Annotated in this window: 14 protein-coding genes; all 14 read left to right on the top strand. The window is 64.1% G+C overall.

Annotated elements, in window-relative coordinates; translation table 11 throughout:
* Positions 1 to 58 precede the first annotated feature (58 nt).
* The 14 genes from AC1DNF_RS03380 to AC1DNF_RS03315 all read left to right on the top strand — a co-directional run bounded on the left by AC1DNF_RS03380 (position 59) and on the right by AC1DNF_RS03315 (position 14,678).
* Entirely contained in the window at positions 59 to 820 is a 762-nt protein-coding gene (locus AC1DNF_RS03380; RefSeq protein ID WP_478147127.1) for a GntR family transcriptional regulator, read from the top strand.
* A 159-nt stretch (positions 821 to 979) separates the two neighbouring features.
* The gene (sdhC, locus tag AC1DNF_RS03375) at positions 980 to 1,426 is read left to right on the top strand and encodes a succinate dehydrogenase, cytochrome b556 subunit (protein WP_478147126.1); all 447 of its coding nucleotides are present in this window, start codon (positions 980 to 982) and stop codon (positions 1,424 to 1,426) included.
* A 14-nt stretch (positions 1,427 to 1,440) separates the two neighbouring features.
* Positions 1,441 to 1,806 carry a succinate dehydrogenase, hydrophobic membrane anchor protein gene (gene sdhD, locus AC1DNF_RS03370; RefSeq protein WP_478147125.1) on the top strand — a complete coding sequence of 122 codons (366 nt, stop codon included), beginning with the start codon at positions 1,441 to 1,443 and terminating at the stop codon, positions 1,804 to 1,806.
* Between the two features lie 5 nt (positions 1,807 to 1,811).
* Positions 1,812 to 3,620, top strand: coding sequence for a succinate dehydrogenase flavoprotein subunit (gene sdhA / locus AC1DNF_RS03365; protein ID WP_478147124.1), 1,809 nt, complete (start codon positions 1,812 to 1,814; stop codon positions 3,618 to 3,620).
* 35 nt (positions 3,621 to 3,655) lie between these two features.
* On the top strand, positions 3,656 to 4,357 hold the full coding sequence (locus tag AC1DNF_RS03360) for a succinate dehydrogenase iron-sulfur subunit (protein WP_478147123.1): 702 nt from the start codon (positions 3,656 to 3,658) through the stop codon (positions 4,355 to 4,357).
* A 6-nt stretch (positions 4,358 to 4,363) separates the two neighbouring features.
* Complete coding sequence (locus AC1DNF_RS03355) at positions 4,364 to 4,699, top strand: FAD assembly factor SdhE (RefSeq protein WP_478147122.1); 336 nt, start codon at positions 4,364 to 4,366, stop codon at positions 4,697 to 4,699.
* A 26-nt stretch (positions 4,700 to 4,725) separates the two neighbouring features.
* Positions 4,726 to 6,036 carry a citrate synthase gene (gene gltA, locus AC1DNF_RS03350; protein ID WP_478147121.1) on the top strand — a complete coding sequence of 437 codons (1,311 nt, stop codon included), beginning with the start codon at positions 4,726 to 4,728 and terminating at the stop codon, positions 6,034 to 6,036.
* Between the two features lie 139 nt (positions 6,037 to 6,175).
* The gene (locus AC1DNF_RS03345; RefSeq protein WP_478147120.1) at positions 6,176 to 6,316 is read left to right on the top strand and encodes an entericidin A/B family lipoprotein; all 141 of its coding nucleotides are present in this window, start codon (positions 6,176 to 6,178) and stop codon (positions 6,314 to 6,316) included.
* Positions 6,317 to 6,437: 121 nt separating this feature from the next.
* Positions 6,438 to 7,382 carry a LysR substrate-binding domain-containing protein gene (locus AC1DNF_RS03340; protein WP_478147119.1) on the top strand — a complete coding sequence of 315 codons (945 nt, stop codon included), beginning with the start codon at positions 6,438 to 6,440 and terminating at the stop codon, positions 7,380 to 7,382.
* 34 nt (positions 7,383 to 7,416) lie between these two features.
* Positions 7,417 to 8,838, top strand: a complete 1,422-nt coding sequence (gene leuC, locus AC1DNF_RS03335) for a 3-isopropylmalate dehydratase large subunit (protein ID WP_478147118.1) — start codon at positions 7,417 to 7,419, stop codon at positions 8,836 to 8,838.
* 28 nt (positions 8,839 to 8,866) lie between these two features.
* On the top strand, positions 8,867 to 9,517 hold the full coding sequence (leuD, locus tag AC1DNF_RS03330; protein ID WP_478147117.1) for a 3-isopropylmalate dehydratase small subunit: 651 nt from the start codon (positions 8,867 to 8,869) through the stop codon (positions 9,515 to 9,517).
* Between the two features lie 33 nt (positions 9,518 to 9,550).
* Entirely contained in the window at positions 9,551 to 10,648 is a 1,098-nt protein-coding gene (gene leuB, locus AC1DNF_RS03325; protein WP_478147116.1) for a 3-isopropylmalate dehydrogenase, read from the top strand.
* A gap of 90 nt (positions 10,649 to 10,738) precedes the next feature.
* A complete protein-coding gene (gene asd / locus AC1DNF_RS03320) occupies positions 10,739 to 11,881 on the top strand; it encodes an aspartate-semialdehyde dehydrogenase (RefSeq protein WP_478147115.1) in 1,143 nt (380 codons plus the stop codon).
* Positions 11,882 to 11,987: 106 nt separating this feature from the next.
* On the top strand, positions 11,988 to 14,678 hold the full coding sequence (locus tag AC1DNF_RS03315; RefSeq protein WP_478147246.1) for a motility hub landmark protein FimV: 2,691 nt from the start codon (positions 11,988 to 11,990) through the stop codon (positions 14,676 to 14,678).

Here is a 14,678-nt window from a genome sequence, read left to right as displayed (position 1 = left end):
TTATGTCTTATATAAGATGTCGACCGGAAGGCACGCTCCGCGTGTGCCGATCGAATCAATGTCCACCTTTCCAACTGTCTTCGCCGAGCCCGTGACGCCCTCGTTCAGCCCGCTCTACCAGCAGATCAAATCGCTGATCCTGCAGAGCCTGCACGAAGGCGAATGGAAGCCGGGCGAGCCCATCCCCAGCGAATTCGAACTCGCGGCGCGCTTCCGCGTGAGCCAGGGCACCGTGCGCAAGGCGATCGATGAACTGGCGGCGGAGAACCTCGTGGTACGTCGCCAGGGCAAGGGCACCTTCGTCGCGACCCATGCCGAGCAGCATGTGCAATACCGCTTCCTGAAGCTGGTGCCGGACGGCAACGACGCCGACAGCGAAGGCCCGGCCGAGCGCACGATCGTCGATTGCAAGCGCCTGCGCGCGAGCGCCGATGTGGCGCGACTGTTGGCGCTTCGCACGGGAGACGCCGTGCTGCAAGTGCGTCGCGTGCTCGCCTACCGGGGCACGCCCACCATTCTGGAAGACCTCTGGCTGCCGGGAACCCCCTTCAGGGGCCTGACGGCGGAGCGACTCGCTGCATGGCGCGGGCCGATGTACGCGCTCTTCGAGACCGAGTTCGGCGTGCGCATGGTGCGCGCCGAGGAAAAGATCCGGGCGGTGCTGCCCGACGCGGCGCAAGCCGCGCTCCTCTCCGTGTCCACCGCGACGCCGCTGTTGAGCGTGGAGCGCGTGGCCCATACCTACCACGACACACCCATGGAACTTCGCCGCGGCCTCTATCGCACAGACACCCACCACTATCGGAACGAACTGGGATAAGCGTGCGCATCACTCCCGCGAATCGAGAGCATCCGAGCAACGCAGTGCGATGACTTGATACCTCCCGCAGCCCGATGGTGCATTGCAATACAATTTTTCGTTGTTTGCATTTCCGCCAAAGAACAAAGCCGCCCCTCGAAAAAATATCCGAAAGCCCACATGACAGAGCTGGCCAAACCCACCCGACCACCGCGGCGCGAGTTCCGCAACATCAACGCCTTCACCGATCTGACCACCTACCGGCTACCCCCGGCGGGCATCGTCTCGATCCTCCATCGAGTGAGTGGCGCGCTGATGTTCCTGCTGCTGCCTTTCATCATCTGGATGTTCGACACTTCGGTCTCGTCCGAGATTTCCTATGCCCGCTTCACCTCCGCCTTCAACAGCGGCGTCGGCTTCGTTCCGGGTTGGTTCCTCAAGCTGGTGGCGCTCGCCCTGATCTGGGCATTTCTGCATCACCTGATCGCCGGTCTGCGCCATTTGTGGATGGACATCAGCCACGCAGCCGTCAACAAGGAATTCGGCCAAAGCTCGGCACTCGCCACGCTGGCCATCAGCATTCTGCTGACCGTCGTCCTCGGCGCCAAGCTGTTCGGCCTGTACTGAAAAGGAGCCAAGAAATGTCTGTGAACTACGGCTCCAAGCGCATCGTCGTCGGCGCTCATTACGGCTTGCGCGACTGGCTCAGCCAGCGCATCACCGGCGCCCTGATGGCGCTCTTCACCCTCGTCCTGCTCGCCCAGGTGTTGCTCACGAGCGGGCCGATCGGCTACGACAAGTGGGCCGGCATCTTCGCTTCGCAGTGGATGAAAGTGCTTACCTTCGTCGTGATTGCCTCTCTGCTGTATCACGTGTGGGTCGGCATGCGCGACATCTGGATGGACTACGTCCAGCCGGTCGCGATCCGCCTCGTCCTGCAAGTTTTCACCATCGTCTGGCTTGTGGCGTGCGCGGGTTGGGCCATTCAAGTGCTCTGGAGAATCTGACCCCCATGACCTACACAAAAGACCAAATCACCAAGCGCCGGTTCGACGTCGTCATCATCGGCGCCGGCGGCTCCGGCATGCGCGCGTCGCTGCAGCTCGCGCGCGCGGGACTCAATGTGGCCGTGCTGTCCAAGGTGTTCCCGACCCGGTCGCACACCGTCGCGGCCCAGGGCGGCGTGGGCGCCTCGCTCGGCAACATGAGCGAGGACAACTGGCACTACCACTTCTACGACACGATCAAGGGCTCCGACTGGCTCGGAGACCAGGACGCGATCGAGTTCATGTGCCGTGAAGCGCCCAAGGTCGTCTACGAGCTCGAGCACTTCGGCATGCCATTCGACCGCAACCCGGACGGCACCATCTACCAGCGCCCCTTCGGCGGCCACACGGCCAACTACGGTGAAAAGCCCGTACAGCGCGCCTGCGCCGCGGCCGACCGCACCGGCCATGCGATGCTGCACACGCTCTATCAGAAGAACGTCGAAGCGCGCACGCAGTTCTTCGTCGAATGGATGGCACTGGACCTGATCCGCGATGCCGAAGGCGATGTGGTCGGCGTGACCGCGCTCGAGATGGAAACCGGCGATCTGCACATCCTGCAGGCCAAGACCGTGCTGCTGGCGACCGGTGGCGCGGGCCGCATCTTCGCGGCTTCGACCAACGCCTTCATCAACACCGGCGATGGCCTGGGCATGGCCGCGCGCGCCGGCATTCCGCTGCAGGACATGGAGTTCTGGCAGTTCCACCCGACCGGCGTGGCCGGTGCCGGCGTGCTGCTGACCGAGGGCTGCCGCGGCGAAGGCGCGATCCTGCTCAACAGCAATGGCGAACGCTTCATGGAGCGCTACGCGCCCACCTTGAAGGACCTGGCGCCGCGCGACTTCGTCTCACGCTCGATGGACCAGGAAATCAAGGAAGGACGCGGCTGTGGTCCCAACAAGGACTACGTGCTGCTGAAGCTCGATCACCTGGGCGCCGAGACCATCCACAAGCGCCTGCCCTCGGTGTACGAGATCGGCGTCAACTTCGCCAATGTCGACATCACGAAGGAGCCGATCCCCGTTGTGCCCACCATCCATTACCAGATGGGCGGCATCCCGACCAACATCAACGGCCAGGTCGTCATCCAGAAGGGTGAGGAAAACAGCGCCGTGGTCAACGGACTCTACGCGGTCGGCGAATGCTCCTGCGTGAGCGTGCACGGCGCCAATCGCCTGGGCACGAACTCGCTGCTCGATCTGCTGGTGTTCGGCCGCGCGGCGGGCAACCATATCGTCGAGTTCAACGACAAGCTGAAGGAACACAAGCCCCTGCCTGCGGACGCGGCGGATCGCACGCTCGAACGCCTGAACCAGCTCGAGTCGTCGACTTCGGGTGAATATGCGCAGGACGTGGCCGGAGAGATCCGAGCCGTCATGCAGCAGCATGCGGCCGTGTTCCGCAAGCAGGCATCCATGGACGAAGGCGTGAAGAAGATCGCCGCCGTGCGCGAACGCGTCGCCGCGGTCACGCTCAAGGACAAGTCGCGCATCTTCAACACCGCCCGCATCGAAGCGCTGGAAGTCGACAACCTGATCGAAGTGGCACAGGCGACGATGGTTTCGGCTGCCGCGCGCAAGGAGTGCCGTGGCGCCCACACGGTCGAGGACTACGAGCGCCCGGCCGACGACCCCGTCGCGCCGCTCGGCCGCGATGACGTCAACTGGATGAAGCACACGCTCTGGTACAGCAAGGACAACCGCCTGTCCTATAAGCCCGTCAAGCTGCAGCCGCTGACGGTGGCCTCCGTGCCGCCCAAGGTCCGGACGTTCTAAGGTCCCAGAGAAATCAGCATCACAAGGTCACCACGATGAAGCGCACATTTCAAATCTACCGCTACGACCCGGACAAGGACACCAAGCCTTACATGCAGACCGTCGAGATCGAACTCGATGGTCACGAGCGCATGCTGCTCGACGCACTGATGAAGCTCAAGGCACAGGATCCCACGCTTTCGTTTCGCCGCTCGTGCCGCGAAGGCGTCTGCGGCTCGGACGCGATGAACATCAACGGCAAGAACGGTCTGGCTTGCCTGACCAACATGCTCACGCTGAAGGGCACCATCGTGCTCAAGCCACTGCCCGGCCTGCCGGTGATTCGCGACCTGATCGTGGACATGACGCAGTTCTTCAAGCAGTACAACTCCATCAAGCCGTATCTGCAGAACGACAGCGTGCCGCCCGAAAAGGAACGCCTGCAGTCGCCGGAGGAGCGCGACGAACTCAATGGCCTGTATGAATGCATCCTGTGCGCGAGTTGCTCCACGAGTTGCCCGAGCTTCTGGTGGAACCCTGACAAGTTCGTCGGCCCGGCGGGCCTGCTGCAGGCCTACCGTTTCATTGCCGACAGCCGCGATGAAGCCACCGCCGACCGCCTGGACAACCTCGAGGATCCGTATCGCCTGTTCCGCTGCCACACGATCATGAATTGCGTCGACGTGTGTCCGAAGAACCTCAATCCGACCAAGGCGATCGGCAAGATCAAGGAACTCATGGTGCGCCGCGCCATATAAGCATTTATGACCCCCACGATCGGTACCGGCGTGTTCTCCCAGGCCCCCGCGGCAGTCGCGGGGGAACTCGTCACCGAACGCGCGCTGAGCAAGCTGAAATGGCGTTGCCGGCGCGGCTTGCTCGAAAACGACCTGTTCATTGCCCGTTTCTTCCAACGGCATGAGGCAAACCTGACCCGTGGGCAGGCGCAGGCGCTGGAGACGTTGATGGATCTGTCGGACAACGATCTGCTGGACCTGCTGCTTCGGAGGAAGGAGCCCGAGTCCGGATGGGCCGGGGCCGAGGTGGTCGAATTGCTGCATCTAATGCGCACCGATGGCGCACAAACCTTATCTCCCTGAACAATCCCCTTTGAAAGAGACCCGAAATGAAAGCATCCGAGACCAAGGCAACTCTGTCGTTCAGTAACGGCGGACAGAACGTGGAGCTTCCGATCTACAAGGGCACGATGGGCCCCGACGTGATCGACATCCGCAAGCTCTATGCCCAGACCGGGATGTTCACCTACGATCCGGGCTTCATGTCGACGGCGTCCTGCCAGTCCGCCATCACCTACATCGATGGCGACAAGGGCGAACTGCTCTATCGCGGCTACCCCATCGAGCAACTCGCGACCAACTGCGACTTCCTCGAAACCTGTCACTTGCTGCTGTACGGAGAACTGCCCAACGAATCCGAGAAGGCCAACTTCACCAAGCTCGTGACCAATCACACGATGGTCAACGAGCAGATGCAGTTCTTCCTGCGCGGCTTCCGCCGCGACGCGCACCCGATGGCGATCATGACCGGCCTGGTGGGCGCCCTGTCGGCCTTCTATCACGACAGCACGGACATCAACAATCCGAAGCACCGCGAAATAGCCGCGATCCGCCTGATCGCGAAGATGCCCACGCTGGTAGCCATGGCGTACAAGTACACGGTGGGCCAGCCCTACATGTACCCGAAGAACGACCTCAGCTACGCGGGCAACTTCCTGCACATGATGTTCGCCACGCCATGCGAGGAGTACAAGGTGAGCCCGGTGCTCGAGCGCGCGCTCGATCGCATCTTCATCCTGCACGCCGATCACGAGCAGAACGCTTCGACTTCGACAGTTCGCCTGTGCGGCTCGTCCGGAACCAATCCCTTCGCGGCGATCGCAGCCGGCGTGGCCTGCCTCTGGGGTCCTGCCCACGGTGGCGCCAACGAGGCGGCGCTCAACATGCTGTATGACATCCAGAAGGCCGGCGGCGTCGACAAGATCGGCGAGTTCATCAAGCAGGTCAAGGACAAGAACTCCAACGTCAAGCTGATGGGCTTCGGGCACCGCGTCTACAAGAACTACGATCCTCGCGCAAAGCTGATGCAGGAAACCTGCAAGGAAGTGCTGGGCGAGCTGGGCCTGGAAAACGATCCGCTCTTCAAGCTCGCCATGGCACTCGAGAAGATCGCCCTCGAAGACGAATACTTCGTCTCCCGCAAGCTCTACCCGAACGTCGACTTCTACTCCGGCATCGTTCAACGCGCGATCGGCATCCCGGTGCCGTTGTTCACCGCCGTCTTTGCGCTCGCGCGCACGGTGGGCTGGATCGCCCAGCTCAACGAGATGATCGGCGACCCGGAGTACAAGATCGGCCGCCCACGCCAGCTGTTCGAAGGTTCGCCGACCCGCAGCGTGAAGCCCATCGGCCAGCGCTGATCGATTCGATGTCCTGAACCGCGTTCAGGCGTTCAGACAGGAAAGCTGCCTTCGGGCAGCTTTTTTGCGTCTTGGCTGACAAGGCGCTCAGGCTCGCGCGAATAGCTTGGAACCGTCATTCAAACGAAGGAGTTCCACCATGAAGAAGCTTGCAGCCTTGATCGCCGTCGCCTTTGCCTTTGCCGTGCCTCTCGCCGGCTGCAACACCGTGAAGGGCGCTGGTCAGGATATCCAGAAGGGCGGCCAGAAGATGGAAGATGCCGCGACGAAGAAGCAGTAACCAAGGGACCGTGGCGCTCATCGCGCCACGGCAGCAAAGTCATCGCGCATCGCGATGACCAGGCAGCAGAAACGGAGGGAGAATACGAGGCTCCATCTCGAATTGAGATGCCAAACCCCGTATGACCGCCTCCGAACGCAGTTTCGCCCGACGCATCGATCTCACCTCGTTGCAGCTGTTCGTGGCCGTCTGCGAGCTTGGCAGCATCGGACGTGCCGCAGAGCGAGAATTCATCGCCGCTTCGGCCATCAGCAAACGCCTGTCAGACCTCGAAGGCACCCTCGGCACTCCCCTCCTCTATCGCCATGCGCGCGGAGTCGATCTGACACCGGCGGGCGAAAGTCTGCTGCATCACGCGCGCTCGGTGCTCTACAGCCTCGAGAAGATGCAGGGCGAACTCAGCGAGTATGCCGACGGCGTGCGCGGTCATGTGCGCGTCCACGCGAACATCTCGGCCATCGTGCAATTCCTGCCCGAAGACCTCGGCGCCTTCACCCGCGAACACGACGCGATCAAGATCGACCTTGAAGAACACCTCAGCAGCGAAGTGGTGCGCGCGGTGCAGGAAGGCGCCGCCGACCTCGGCGTCTGCCATCTGCCCGAAGGCACGGGCGAACTGCAGAGCCTGCCGTATCGCGACGATGCGCTCGCGCTCATCGTGCCCGCCGGACACGCACTGGCGGCGCGTGATGCGATCGAATTCGCGGCCTCGCTGGACTTCGATCATGTAGGCCTGCACACCAACAGCTCGATCTACGTCGCGATGCACCAGGCGGCGCTGGCCGCCAACCGCACAATCAAGCTGCGCATCCACGTCACCGGCCTCGATGCGATGTGCCGCATGATCGAGAACGGACTCGGCATCGGCGTGATGCCGCTACGCGCCTTCGAACTCATGAAGGGTGGCATCGGACACAGCCTGAAGAGCGTGGCGCTGAACGATGCCTGGGCCGCCCGCCATATCCGCCTGATCGCACGCGACTTCTCGACGCTGCCCGTGGCCGCGCGCATGCTCGTCAAGCACCTGCACACGCCAACGGCGGCGCCCGACCAGCTCGCCGCATAGTCAAGACAATCACCTCCCCACGAAAGAGACCACCATGGCACGCACGCTCTACGACAAGCTCTGGGACGAACACGTCGTCCACACCGAAGAGGACGGCAGCGCGATCCTCTACATCGACCGCCACCTCGTTCACGAGGTGACCAGCCCGCAGGCTTTCGAAGGACTGCGCGAAGCCGGTCGTAAGCTGTGGCGCATCAGCTCGGTGGTCGCCACGGCCGACCACAACACGCCGACCACGAACTGGGAACTGGGCTACGACGGCATCACCGACCCGATCAGCAAGGAACAGATCACCACGCTGGACAGCAACATCAAGGAATTCGGCGCGGCGGCGTTCTTTCCTTTCCTGAGCAAGCGTCAGGGGATCGTTCACGTGATCGGTCCCGAGTCGGGCGCGACACTGCCGGGAATGACGGTGGTGTGCGGTGACTCGCACACGTCCACGCACGGCGCCTTCGGCGCGCTCGCGCACGGCATCGGCACGAGCGAAGTCGAGCACGTGATGGCCACGCAGACGCTGCTCGCGAAGAAGGCGAAGAACCTGCTCGTGAAGGTCGAAGGCAAGCTGCCGCTGGGCTGCACCGCCAAGGACATCGTGCTGGCCATCATCGGCAAGATCGGCACCGCCGGCGGCACGGGCTACACGATCGAATTCGCCGGCGCAGCCATCCGCGACCTCAGCATGGAAGGCCGCATGACAGTGTGCAACATGGCCATCGAGGCCGGCGCGCGCGCCGGGCTGGTCGCCGTGGATGAAAAGACCATCGCCTACATCAAGGGCCGCCCGCTCGCACCGACAGGCGTCGAATGGGACCAGGCCGTGGCCTACTGGCGCACGCTCCAATCGGACGCCGGCGCGCACTTCGACGCCGTTGTCGAACTCGACGCGGCGCAGATCAAGCCACAGGTGACCTGGGGAACCTCGCCCGAAATGGTGGTGCCGGTGGACGGTCGCGTGCCCGACCCGGACAAGGAAAAGGACGCCAACAAGCGCGGCGCCATCGAGCGCGCACTGGTCTACATGGGACTGGAGCCCAACAAGCCGATCAACGACATCCTCATCGATAAGGTGTTCATCGGCTCCTGCACCAACAGCCGCATCGAGGACATGCGCGAAGCCGCGGCCATGGTCAAGAAGCTGGGCCAGAAAGTTGCCAGGAACGTGAAGCTGGCGATGGTGGTTCCAGGCTCCGGCCTCGTGAAGGAACAGGCCGAGCGCGAAGGGCTCGACCTGATCTTCAAGGCGGCGGGCTTTGAGTGGCGCGAGCCAGGCTGCTCGATGTGTCTGGCGATGAATGCCGATCGGCTGGAACCGGGCGAGCGCTGCGCCTCGACCAGCAACCGCAATTTCGAGGGTCGGCAGGGCGCAGGCGGCCGCACCCACCTGGTGAGCCCGGCCATGGCCGCGGCTGCCGCCGTGCACGGCCACTTCGTCGACGTTCGCCAATTCGCTTGAAACCAAGAGCCCCCTGGAGCCAGACATCATGCAAAAATTCACCGTGCACAAGGGCCTCGTGGCGCCGATGGACCGCGAGAACGTCGACACCGACGCCATCATTCCCAAGCAATTCCTGAAATCGATCCGCAAGACCGGCTTCGGCCCGAACCTGTTCGACGCCTGGCGCTACGTGGACCCGGGCGAGCCCGGCCAGGACCCGAAGACGCGCAAGCCGAACCCGGACTTCGTCCTGAACCAGCCACGCTATGCCGGCGCTTCCGTGCTGCTGGCACGCAGGAATTTCGGCTGCGGTTCGTCGCGCGAGCATGCGCCCTGGGCGCTCGACCAGTACGGCTTCCGAGCCATCATCGCGCCGAGCTATGCCGACATCTTCTTCAACAACAGCTTCAAGAATGGCCTGTTGCCGATCGTGCTGAGCGAGTCGCAGGTGGCACAGCTCTTCGACGAGGCCAACGCCTTCCCGGGCTACAGCCTGACCGTCGATCTCGAGCGGCAGGTGGTCGTCAAGCCGGACGGGACGGAGCTGCCCTTCGAAGTGCCGGGCTTCCGCAAGTACTGCCTGATCAATGGCCTGGACGACATCGGCCTGACGCTGCGCCACAAGGACAAGATCAAGGCCTTCGAGGCTGAACGTCTGGCCCAGAAGCCCTGGCTCACGCATCAGCTGATCGCCTGACCTTTTCTCTCCACCATTCGAACAGAGCTATTCATGAAAATCGCAGTACTTCCCGGTGATGGCATCGGCACCGAAATCGTCGCGGAGGCCATTCGCGTGCTCGACGCGCTGGATCTTTCCTTTGAAATGGAGTCGGCGCTCGTCGGCGGTGCCGCCTACGAAGCCCACGGCCACCCGCTGCCCGAAGCGACACTGAAACTGGCCAAGGAAGCCGATGCCGTCCTGTTCGGCGCGGTCGGCGACTGGAAGTACGACACGCTCGAACGTTCGCTGCGGCCCGAACAGGCCATCCTGGGCCTGCGCAAGAACCTCGGCCTGTTCGCCAACTTTCGTCCCGCGATCTGCTACGAGCAACTGGTCGATGCATCCAGCCTGAAGCCCGAACTGATCGCGGGCCTGGACATCCTGATCATCCGCGAGCTGACGGGCGACATCTATTTCGGTCAGCCGCGCGGCCGTCGCACCGCGGTCGATGGCCATTTTCCGGGCGCCGAGGAAGCCTTCGACACGATGCGCTACTCGCGGCCCGAGGTCGAACGCATCGCCCACGTCGCCTTCCAGGCGGCCCGCAAGCGCAGCAAGCGCGTGACCAGTGTCGACAAGGCCAACGTGCTCGAGACCTTCCAGTTCTGGAAGGACATCGTGACGGAGGTCGGCAAACAGTACCCGGACATCGAACTCGACCACATGTACGTCGACAACGCCGCGATGCAACTGGTCAAGGCGCCCAAGAAGTTCGACGTGGTCGTCACCGGCAACATGTTCGGCGACATCCTCTCCGACGAAGCGGCGATGCTGACGGGCTCGATCGGCATGCTGCCCTCGGCCTCGCTGAATGCGAGCAACCAGGGTCTCTACGAGCCGAGCCACGGGAGTGCCCCCGACATTGCGGGCAAAGGGGTCGCCAACCCTTTGGCTACAATACTGTCCGCTGCCATGATGCTCCGCTTTTCCCTGAACCAGCCCGAGGCCGCCGACCGTATCGAGTCGGCTGTCAAGCACGTGCTGGCGCAAGGTCTTCGCACGGCAGACATCTGGTCCGCGGGTACGACCAAGGTCGGCACCCGCGAGATGGGCGATGCGGTGGTGGCCGCGCTCTCCTCGATCACCAAAAAGACGATTACCGGCTAACCGCAGCCCGATTCGTCACGCCCCTCCCCGGCTCTGACGAGCCGGGCGCAAAGAGAAGACAACTTTCTTTTTTCACAAGGGCAACTTGAAATGGCGAACGCAACTCTCCCCCTGGTCGGCCTCGTAGGCTGGCGCGGCATGGTCGGCTCGGTCTTGATGGACCGCATGCAGGCCGAAGGCGACTTCGGACTCATCGAGCCGATGTTCTTCTCGACCTCCAACGCCGGCGGCAAGGCCCCGGCGATGGCGAAGAACGAGACCACGCTGAAGGACGCGCACGACATCGATGCCCTCAGGAAGTGCGACATCGTCATCACCGCCCAGGGCGGCGACTACACCAGCGAAGTGTTCCCCAAGCTGCGCGCGGCCGGCTGGAGTGGCCACTGGATCGACGCAGCCTCGACCTTGCGCATGAACGACGACGCGATCATCGTGCTCGACCCGGTCAACCTCCCCGTGATTCAGAACGCGCTCTCCAAGGGCGGCAAGAACTGGATCGGCGGCAACTGCACCGTGAGTTGCATGCTGATGGGCGTGGGCGCGCTCTACAAGGCCGGCCTGGTCGAGTGGATGACCAGCATGACCTACCAGGCGGCGTCGGGCGGCGGCGCGCAGCACATGCGCGAGCTGCTGACCCAGTTCGGCACCATCAACGGCGAAGTACGCGCGCTTCTTGACGATCCCAAGTCCGCAATCCTCGAAATCGACCGCAAGGTGCTTGCGAAGCAGCAGTCGCTGAGCGCCATGGAAACGGCGAACTTCGGTGTGCCGCTCGGTGGCAGCCTGATCCCCTGGATCGACAAGGATCTGGGTGGCGGCATGAGCAAGGAAGAGTGGAAGGGCGGCGCCGAGACCAACAAGATCCTCGGCCAGGGCGCGGGATTCGGAACGGCGGCGACGCCGGTGGACGGCTTCTGCGTGCGCATCGGCGCCATGCGCTGCCATAGCCAGGCGCTGACCTTCAAGCTCAAGAAGGATGTTCCTGTGGCCGACATCGAGGCGCTGATCGCGGCCGACAATGAATGGGTCAAGGTAGTGCCGAACAACCGTGAGGCCACGATGAACGACCTGACACCGGTCGCCGTCACCGGAACCATGACCATCCCCGTCGGCCGGCTACGCAAGCTGGCGATGGGGCCGGAGTACCTCGGCGCCTTCACCGTCGGCGACCAACTGCTGTGGGGTGCCGCGGAACCGTTGCGTCGCATGTTGCGCATCCTGCTCGAAGCCTGAATACGTCCTGGGCGGCCTTCAGGGTCGCCCGACGTTGCTGTGCCGCAACGAAGGATGCCATCCGAAGTTGGTGCGCACTGGGTAGTTAAGCCCTGTTGCCTTGTCAGTGCAGGGTGATGATGTTAACGTCCCCTTACACTTTGGGCCGAGCTGCCCCTCTACCAGCATGACACGACATCCGTTGCCTGCGGCCCGCCTTTCGGCCACCTCCCCGACGCTTTCCGGTCGGCTGCAGCTTTCCCTTCTCAGTACTGCCGTCGCCGTGGCCTTGGGCGCCGTCAGCGCCGATGCATCGGCCTTGGCGCTAGGGCGGCTCAATGTTCAGTCCGCCTTGGGCGAGCCTTTGCGCGCCGAGATCGAAGTCACCGAAATCAGCGCGGCTGAAGCCGACGGACTCAAGGTCGGCATTGCTTCGGCCGAAGCCTTCCGCGCCGCGGGCGTGCCGTACAACTCGGCCCTGTCCGATGTGCGGACCCATCTGCAGCGACGTGCGGACGGCCGCTACGTCGTGCGGCTCACCAGCAGCCGGTTGCTGAGCGAACCCTTCATCGACCTGCTGCTGGAAGCCAACTGGAACACCGGCCGGATCGTGCGCGACTACACCGTGCTGCTCGATCCGCCAAGCAGCCGCCAGGCAGCCGCCGCGCCGATCGCGCCCATTGCGCCGCAGATCAGCGCCCCCGCTTCGCAACGCTCGCTTCCAGCCGTGGCAGCGCAGCCCCGGCGCCAGCGTGCGCCCGCGCCAGTGGTCGCGGAAGAGAGCCCTCCCGCGCGCAGTGCCGGGAGCGCCGGCAGCCCCAGTGGCACCGAACAGCAAGTCACCGTGCAGGCCGGCGATACTGCAAGCAAGATCGCAGGCGCATACAAGGCTGCCGATGTGTCGCTCGACCAGATGCTCGTCGCACTGTTGCGCGCCAATCCCGATGCCTTCATCGGCGGAAACGTCAATCGCATCAAGGCTGGCGCGGTTCTCAACGTGCCCGACGCCTCCCAAGTGAACACCGTGCCGGCGCCCGAAGCCCGCCGCACGGTCACCGCCCAAAGCCGCGATTTCGGGGAGTACCGTCGCCGCCTGGCTGAAAATGCCCCCACCTCGCGCGTCGCCGATGCCGACCGCAGGGCATCCGGCAAGCTGGAGGCGAACGTCCAGGACCGCAATGCTGCAAATGCAGCGGCTGACAAGCTCAAGATCACGCAAGGCGGTGTTGCAGGGCCGTCGACCGAAGACCAGATCGCGCAAGCCCGCCAGGCGCAAGAGAGCAAGGCCCGTGTGGCCGAGCTGTCGAAGAACATCAAGGATCTGAACCAACTGCAGGCCTCGAGCGGCGCGACCCCGCCGGTGAGCGCTGCCCCCGCGCCAGCCGCGCCGGTTGCCCCTGCAACAAACACGCCGGCGAGTCCGGCTGCGGCATCGGGCACCGGGTCCCCGGCGCCCGATGCGGGCCCGAGCCTGCCGGCCGGCGCAGCGCCCGCCGCGATAGCAGCGGCGACGCCATCCCCTGCGGCCCCACCTGCTGCGGCCGCCCCGGCCACGGCGCCTGTAGCCGCTCCGGCTCTGGCCGCTGCAAAGGCCTCTGCGCCCGCCCCGGTGGAACGCGGCTTCTTTGCGGAACTGCTTGACAACCCGATCATGCTCGGCGGCGCGGCACTGATTGCACTGCTGGTCGCATTCCTGCTCTACCGGGTGCTGGGTCGCAAGCGCCGCGATGCGGGTGACAGCGTGTTCCTCGAGAGCCGCATGCCCAAGGACTCCTTCTTTGGCGCCAGCGGCGGGGAATCCGTTGACACCAAGAACCGTGGCAATTCGGTGGTGTCCTCGCTGTCGTACTCGCCCAGCCAGTTGGACGCCGGGGATGTCGATCCGGTTGCCGAGGCTGACGTCTACCTGGCCTACGGCCGCGATCTGCAGGCCGAGGAAATCCTGCGCGAAGCATTGCGAGTCAATCCTGAGCGCACCGCCATTCACTTGAAACTGCTCGAAATCCACGCCAAGCGCCGCGACCTGCGCGCTTATGAAGCACTTGCGGCTGACGTGCACAAGCTGACGGGCGGTACCGGTACCGACTGGAACCGTGTCGTGGAACTGGGCAAGGACCTGGATCCGAGCAATCCCCTGTATGAGGCGGGCGGCCGCGGCGTCTCGGCCGCAGAGGCGGCCGCCTTCGCTGGAACACTCGCTGCGGCGATTGCTCCCCCAGCCGCGCCGGTCGCGAGTCCTGTGGCGGCGTCGGTCGTCGCAGTGCCGCCACCGGCCTTCGTGCCCTCGGTTGCGCCGTTGGATTTCGATCTGGACCTGAGCAAGCCACCGGCACCCGCGCCAGTCAGCGCCAGTCTGCCCGCGGCGACGCAAGACTCTTCTGCCGTGCGCCCAGTGCCCAAGGCACCAGTTCCGAGTCAGCCCAGCCCCAGCGCCCGGCTCGATCTTGACCACGATTTCGACACCGCGCCCGCCGCGCTCGAGCAGACGACGGAACGCGCACCTCTGCTGCAGGACAACGAACGCACACAGCCTGCGACGCTGCGCGCCAACCTGCCTGGCGACTCCGGCTTCATCGAATTCGACATGAGTTCTCTGGCCGGCCTGGGCAACCGCAGCCCTGCCGATACAGAGCGCGGCCGCCTGGAGCCACTCGAGGAAAGCGGCGAAAGCCCGCACGCGATCAAGCTCTCGCTGGCGCGCGAACTGAAGGCGCTCGGCGACGTCGAAGGCGCCCGCTCGCTGGTCGAAGAGGTCGCCGCCGAAAGCTCCGGCGACGTCAAGGCCGAAGCCAAGCAACTGCTCGGCCAGTTGCGCTGA

It is taken from the genome of Variovorax sp. 01T432 (assembly GCF_056398605.1).
The sequence above is the reverse complement of the archived record's forward strand: the minus strand, read 5'-3'. Positions and strand labels throughout refer to the sequence as shown.

Excerpts from the sequence above, each read along its gene's own strand:
- AC1DNF_RS03380 (WP_478147127.1), top strand. The coding sequence starts at position 59 with ATGTCCACCTTTCCAACTGTCTTCGCCGAGCCCGTGACGCCCTCGTTC.
- sdhC (WP_478147126.1), top strand. The coding sequence starts at position 980 with ATGACAGAGCTGGCCAAACCCACCCGACCACCGCGGCGCGAGTTCCGC.
- sdhD (WP_478147125.1), top strand. The coding sequence starts at position 1,441 with ATGTCTGTGAACTACGGCTCCAAGCGCATCGTCGTCGGCGCTCATTAC.
- sdhA (WP_478147124.1), top strand. The coding sequence starts at position 1,812 with ATGACCTACACAAAAGACCAAATCACCAAGCGCCGGTTCGACGTCGTC.
- AC1DNF_RS03360 (WP_478147123.1), top strand. The coding sequence starts at position 3,656 with ATGAAGCGCACATTTCAAATCTACCGCTACGACCCGGACAAGGACACC.
- AC1DNF_RS03355 (WP_478147122.1), top strand. The coding sequence starts at position 4,364 with ATGACCCCCACGATCGGTACCGGCGTGTTCTCCCAGGCCCCCGCGGCA.
- gltA (WP_478147121.1), top strand. The coding sequence starts at position 4,726 with ATGAAAGCATCCGAGACCAAGGCAACTCTGTCGTTCAGTAACGGCGGA.
- AC1DNF_RS03345 (WP_478147120.1), top strand. The coding sequence starts at position 6,176 with ATGAAGAAGCTTGCAGCCTTGATCGCCGTCGCCTTTGCCTTTGCCGTG.
- AC1DNF_RS03340 (WP_478147119.1), top strand. The coding sequence starts at position 6,438 with ATGACCGCCTCCGAACGCAGTTTCGCCCGACGCATCGATCTCACCTCG.
- leuC (WP_478147118.1), top strand. The coding sequence starts at position 7,417 with ATGGCACGCACGCTCTACGACAAGCTCTGGGACGAACACGTCGTCCAC.
- leuD (WP_478147117.1), top strand. The coding sequence starts at position 8,867 with ATGCAAAAATTCACCGTGCACAAGGGCCTCGTGGCGCCGATGGACCGC.
- leuB (WP_478147116.1), top strand. The coding sequence starts at position 9,551 with ATGAAAATCGCAGTACTTCCCGGTGATGGCATCGGCACCGAAATCGTC.
- asd (WP_478147115.1), top strand. The coding sequence starts at position 10,739 with ATGGCGAACGCAACTCTCCCCCTGGTCGGCCTCGTAGGCTGGCGCGGC.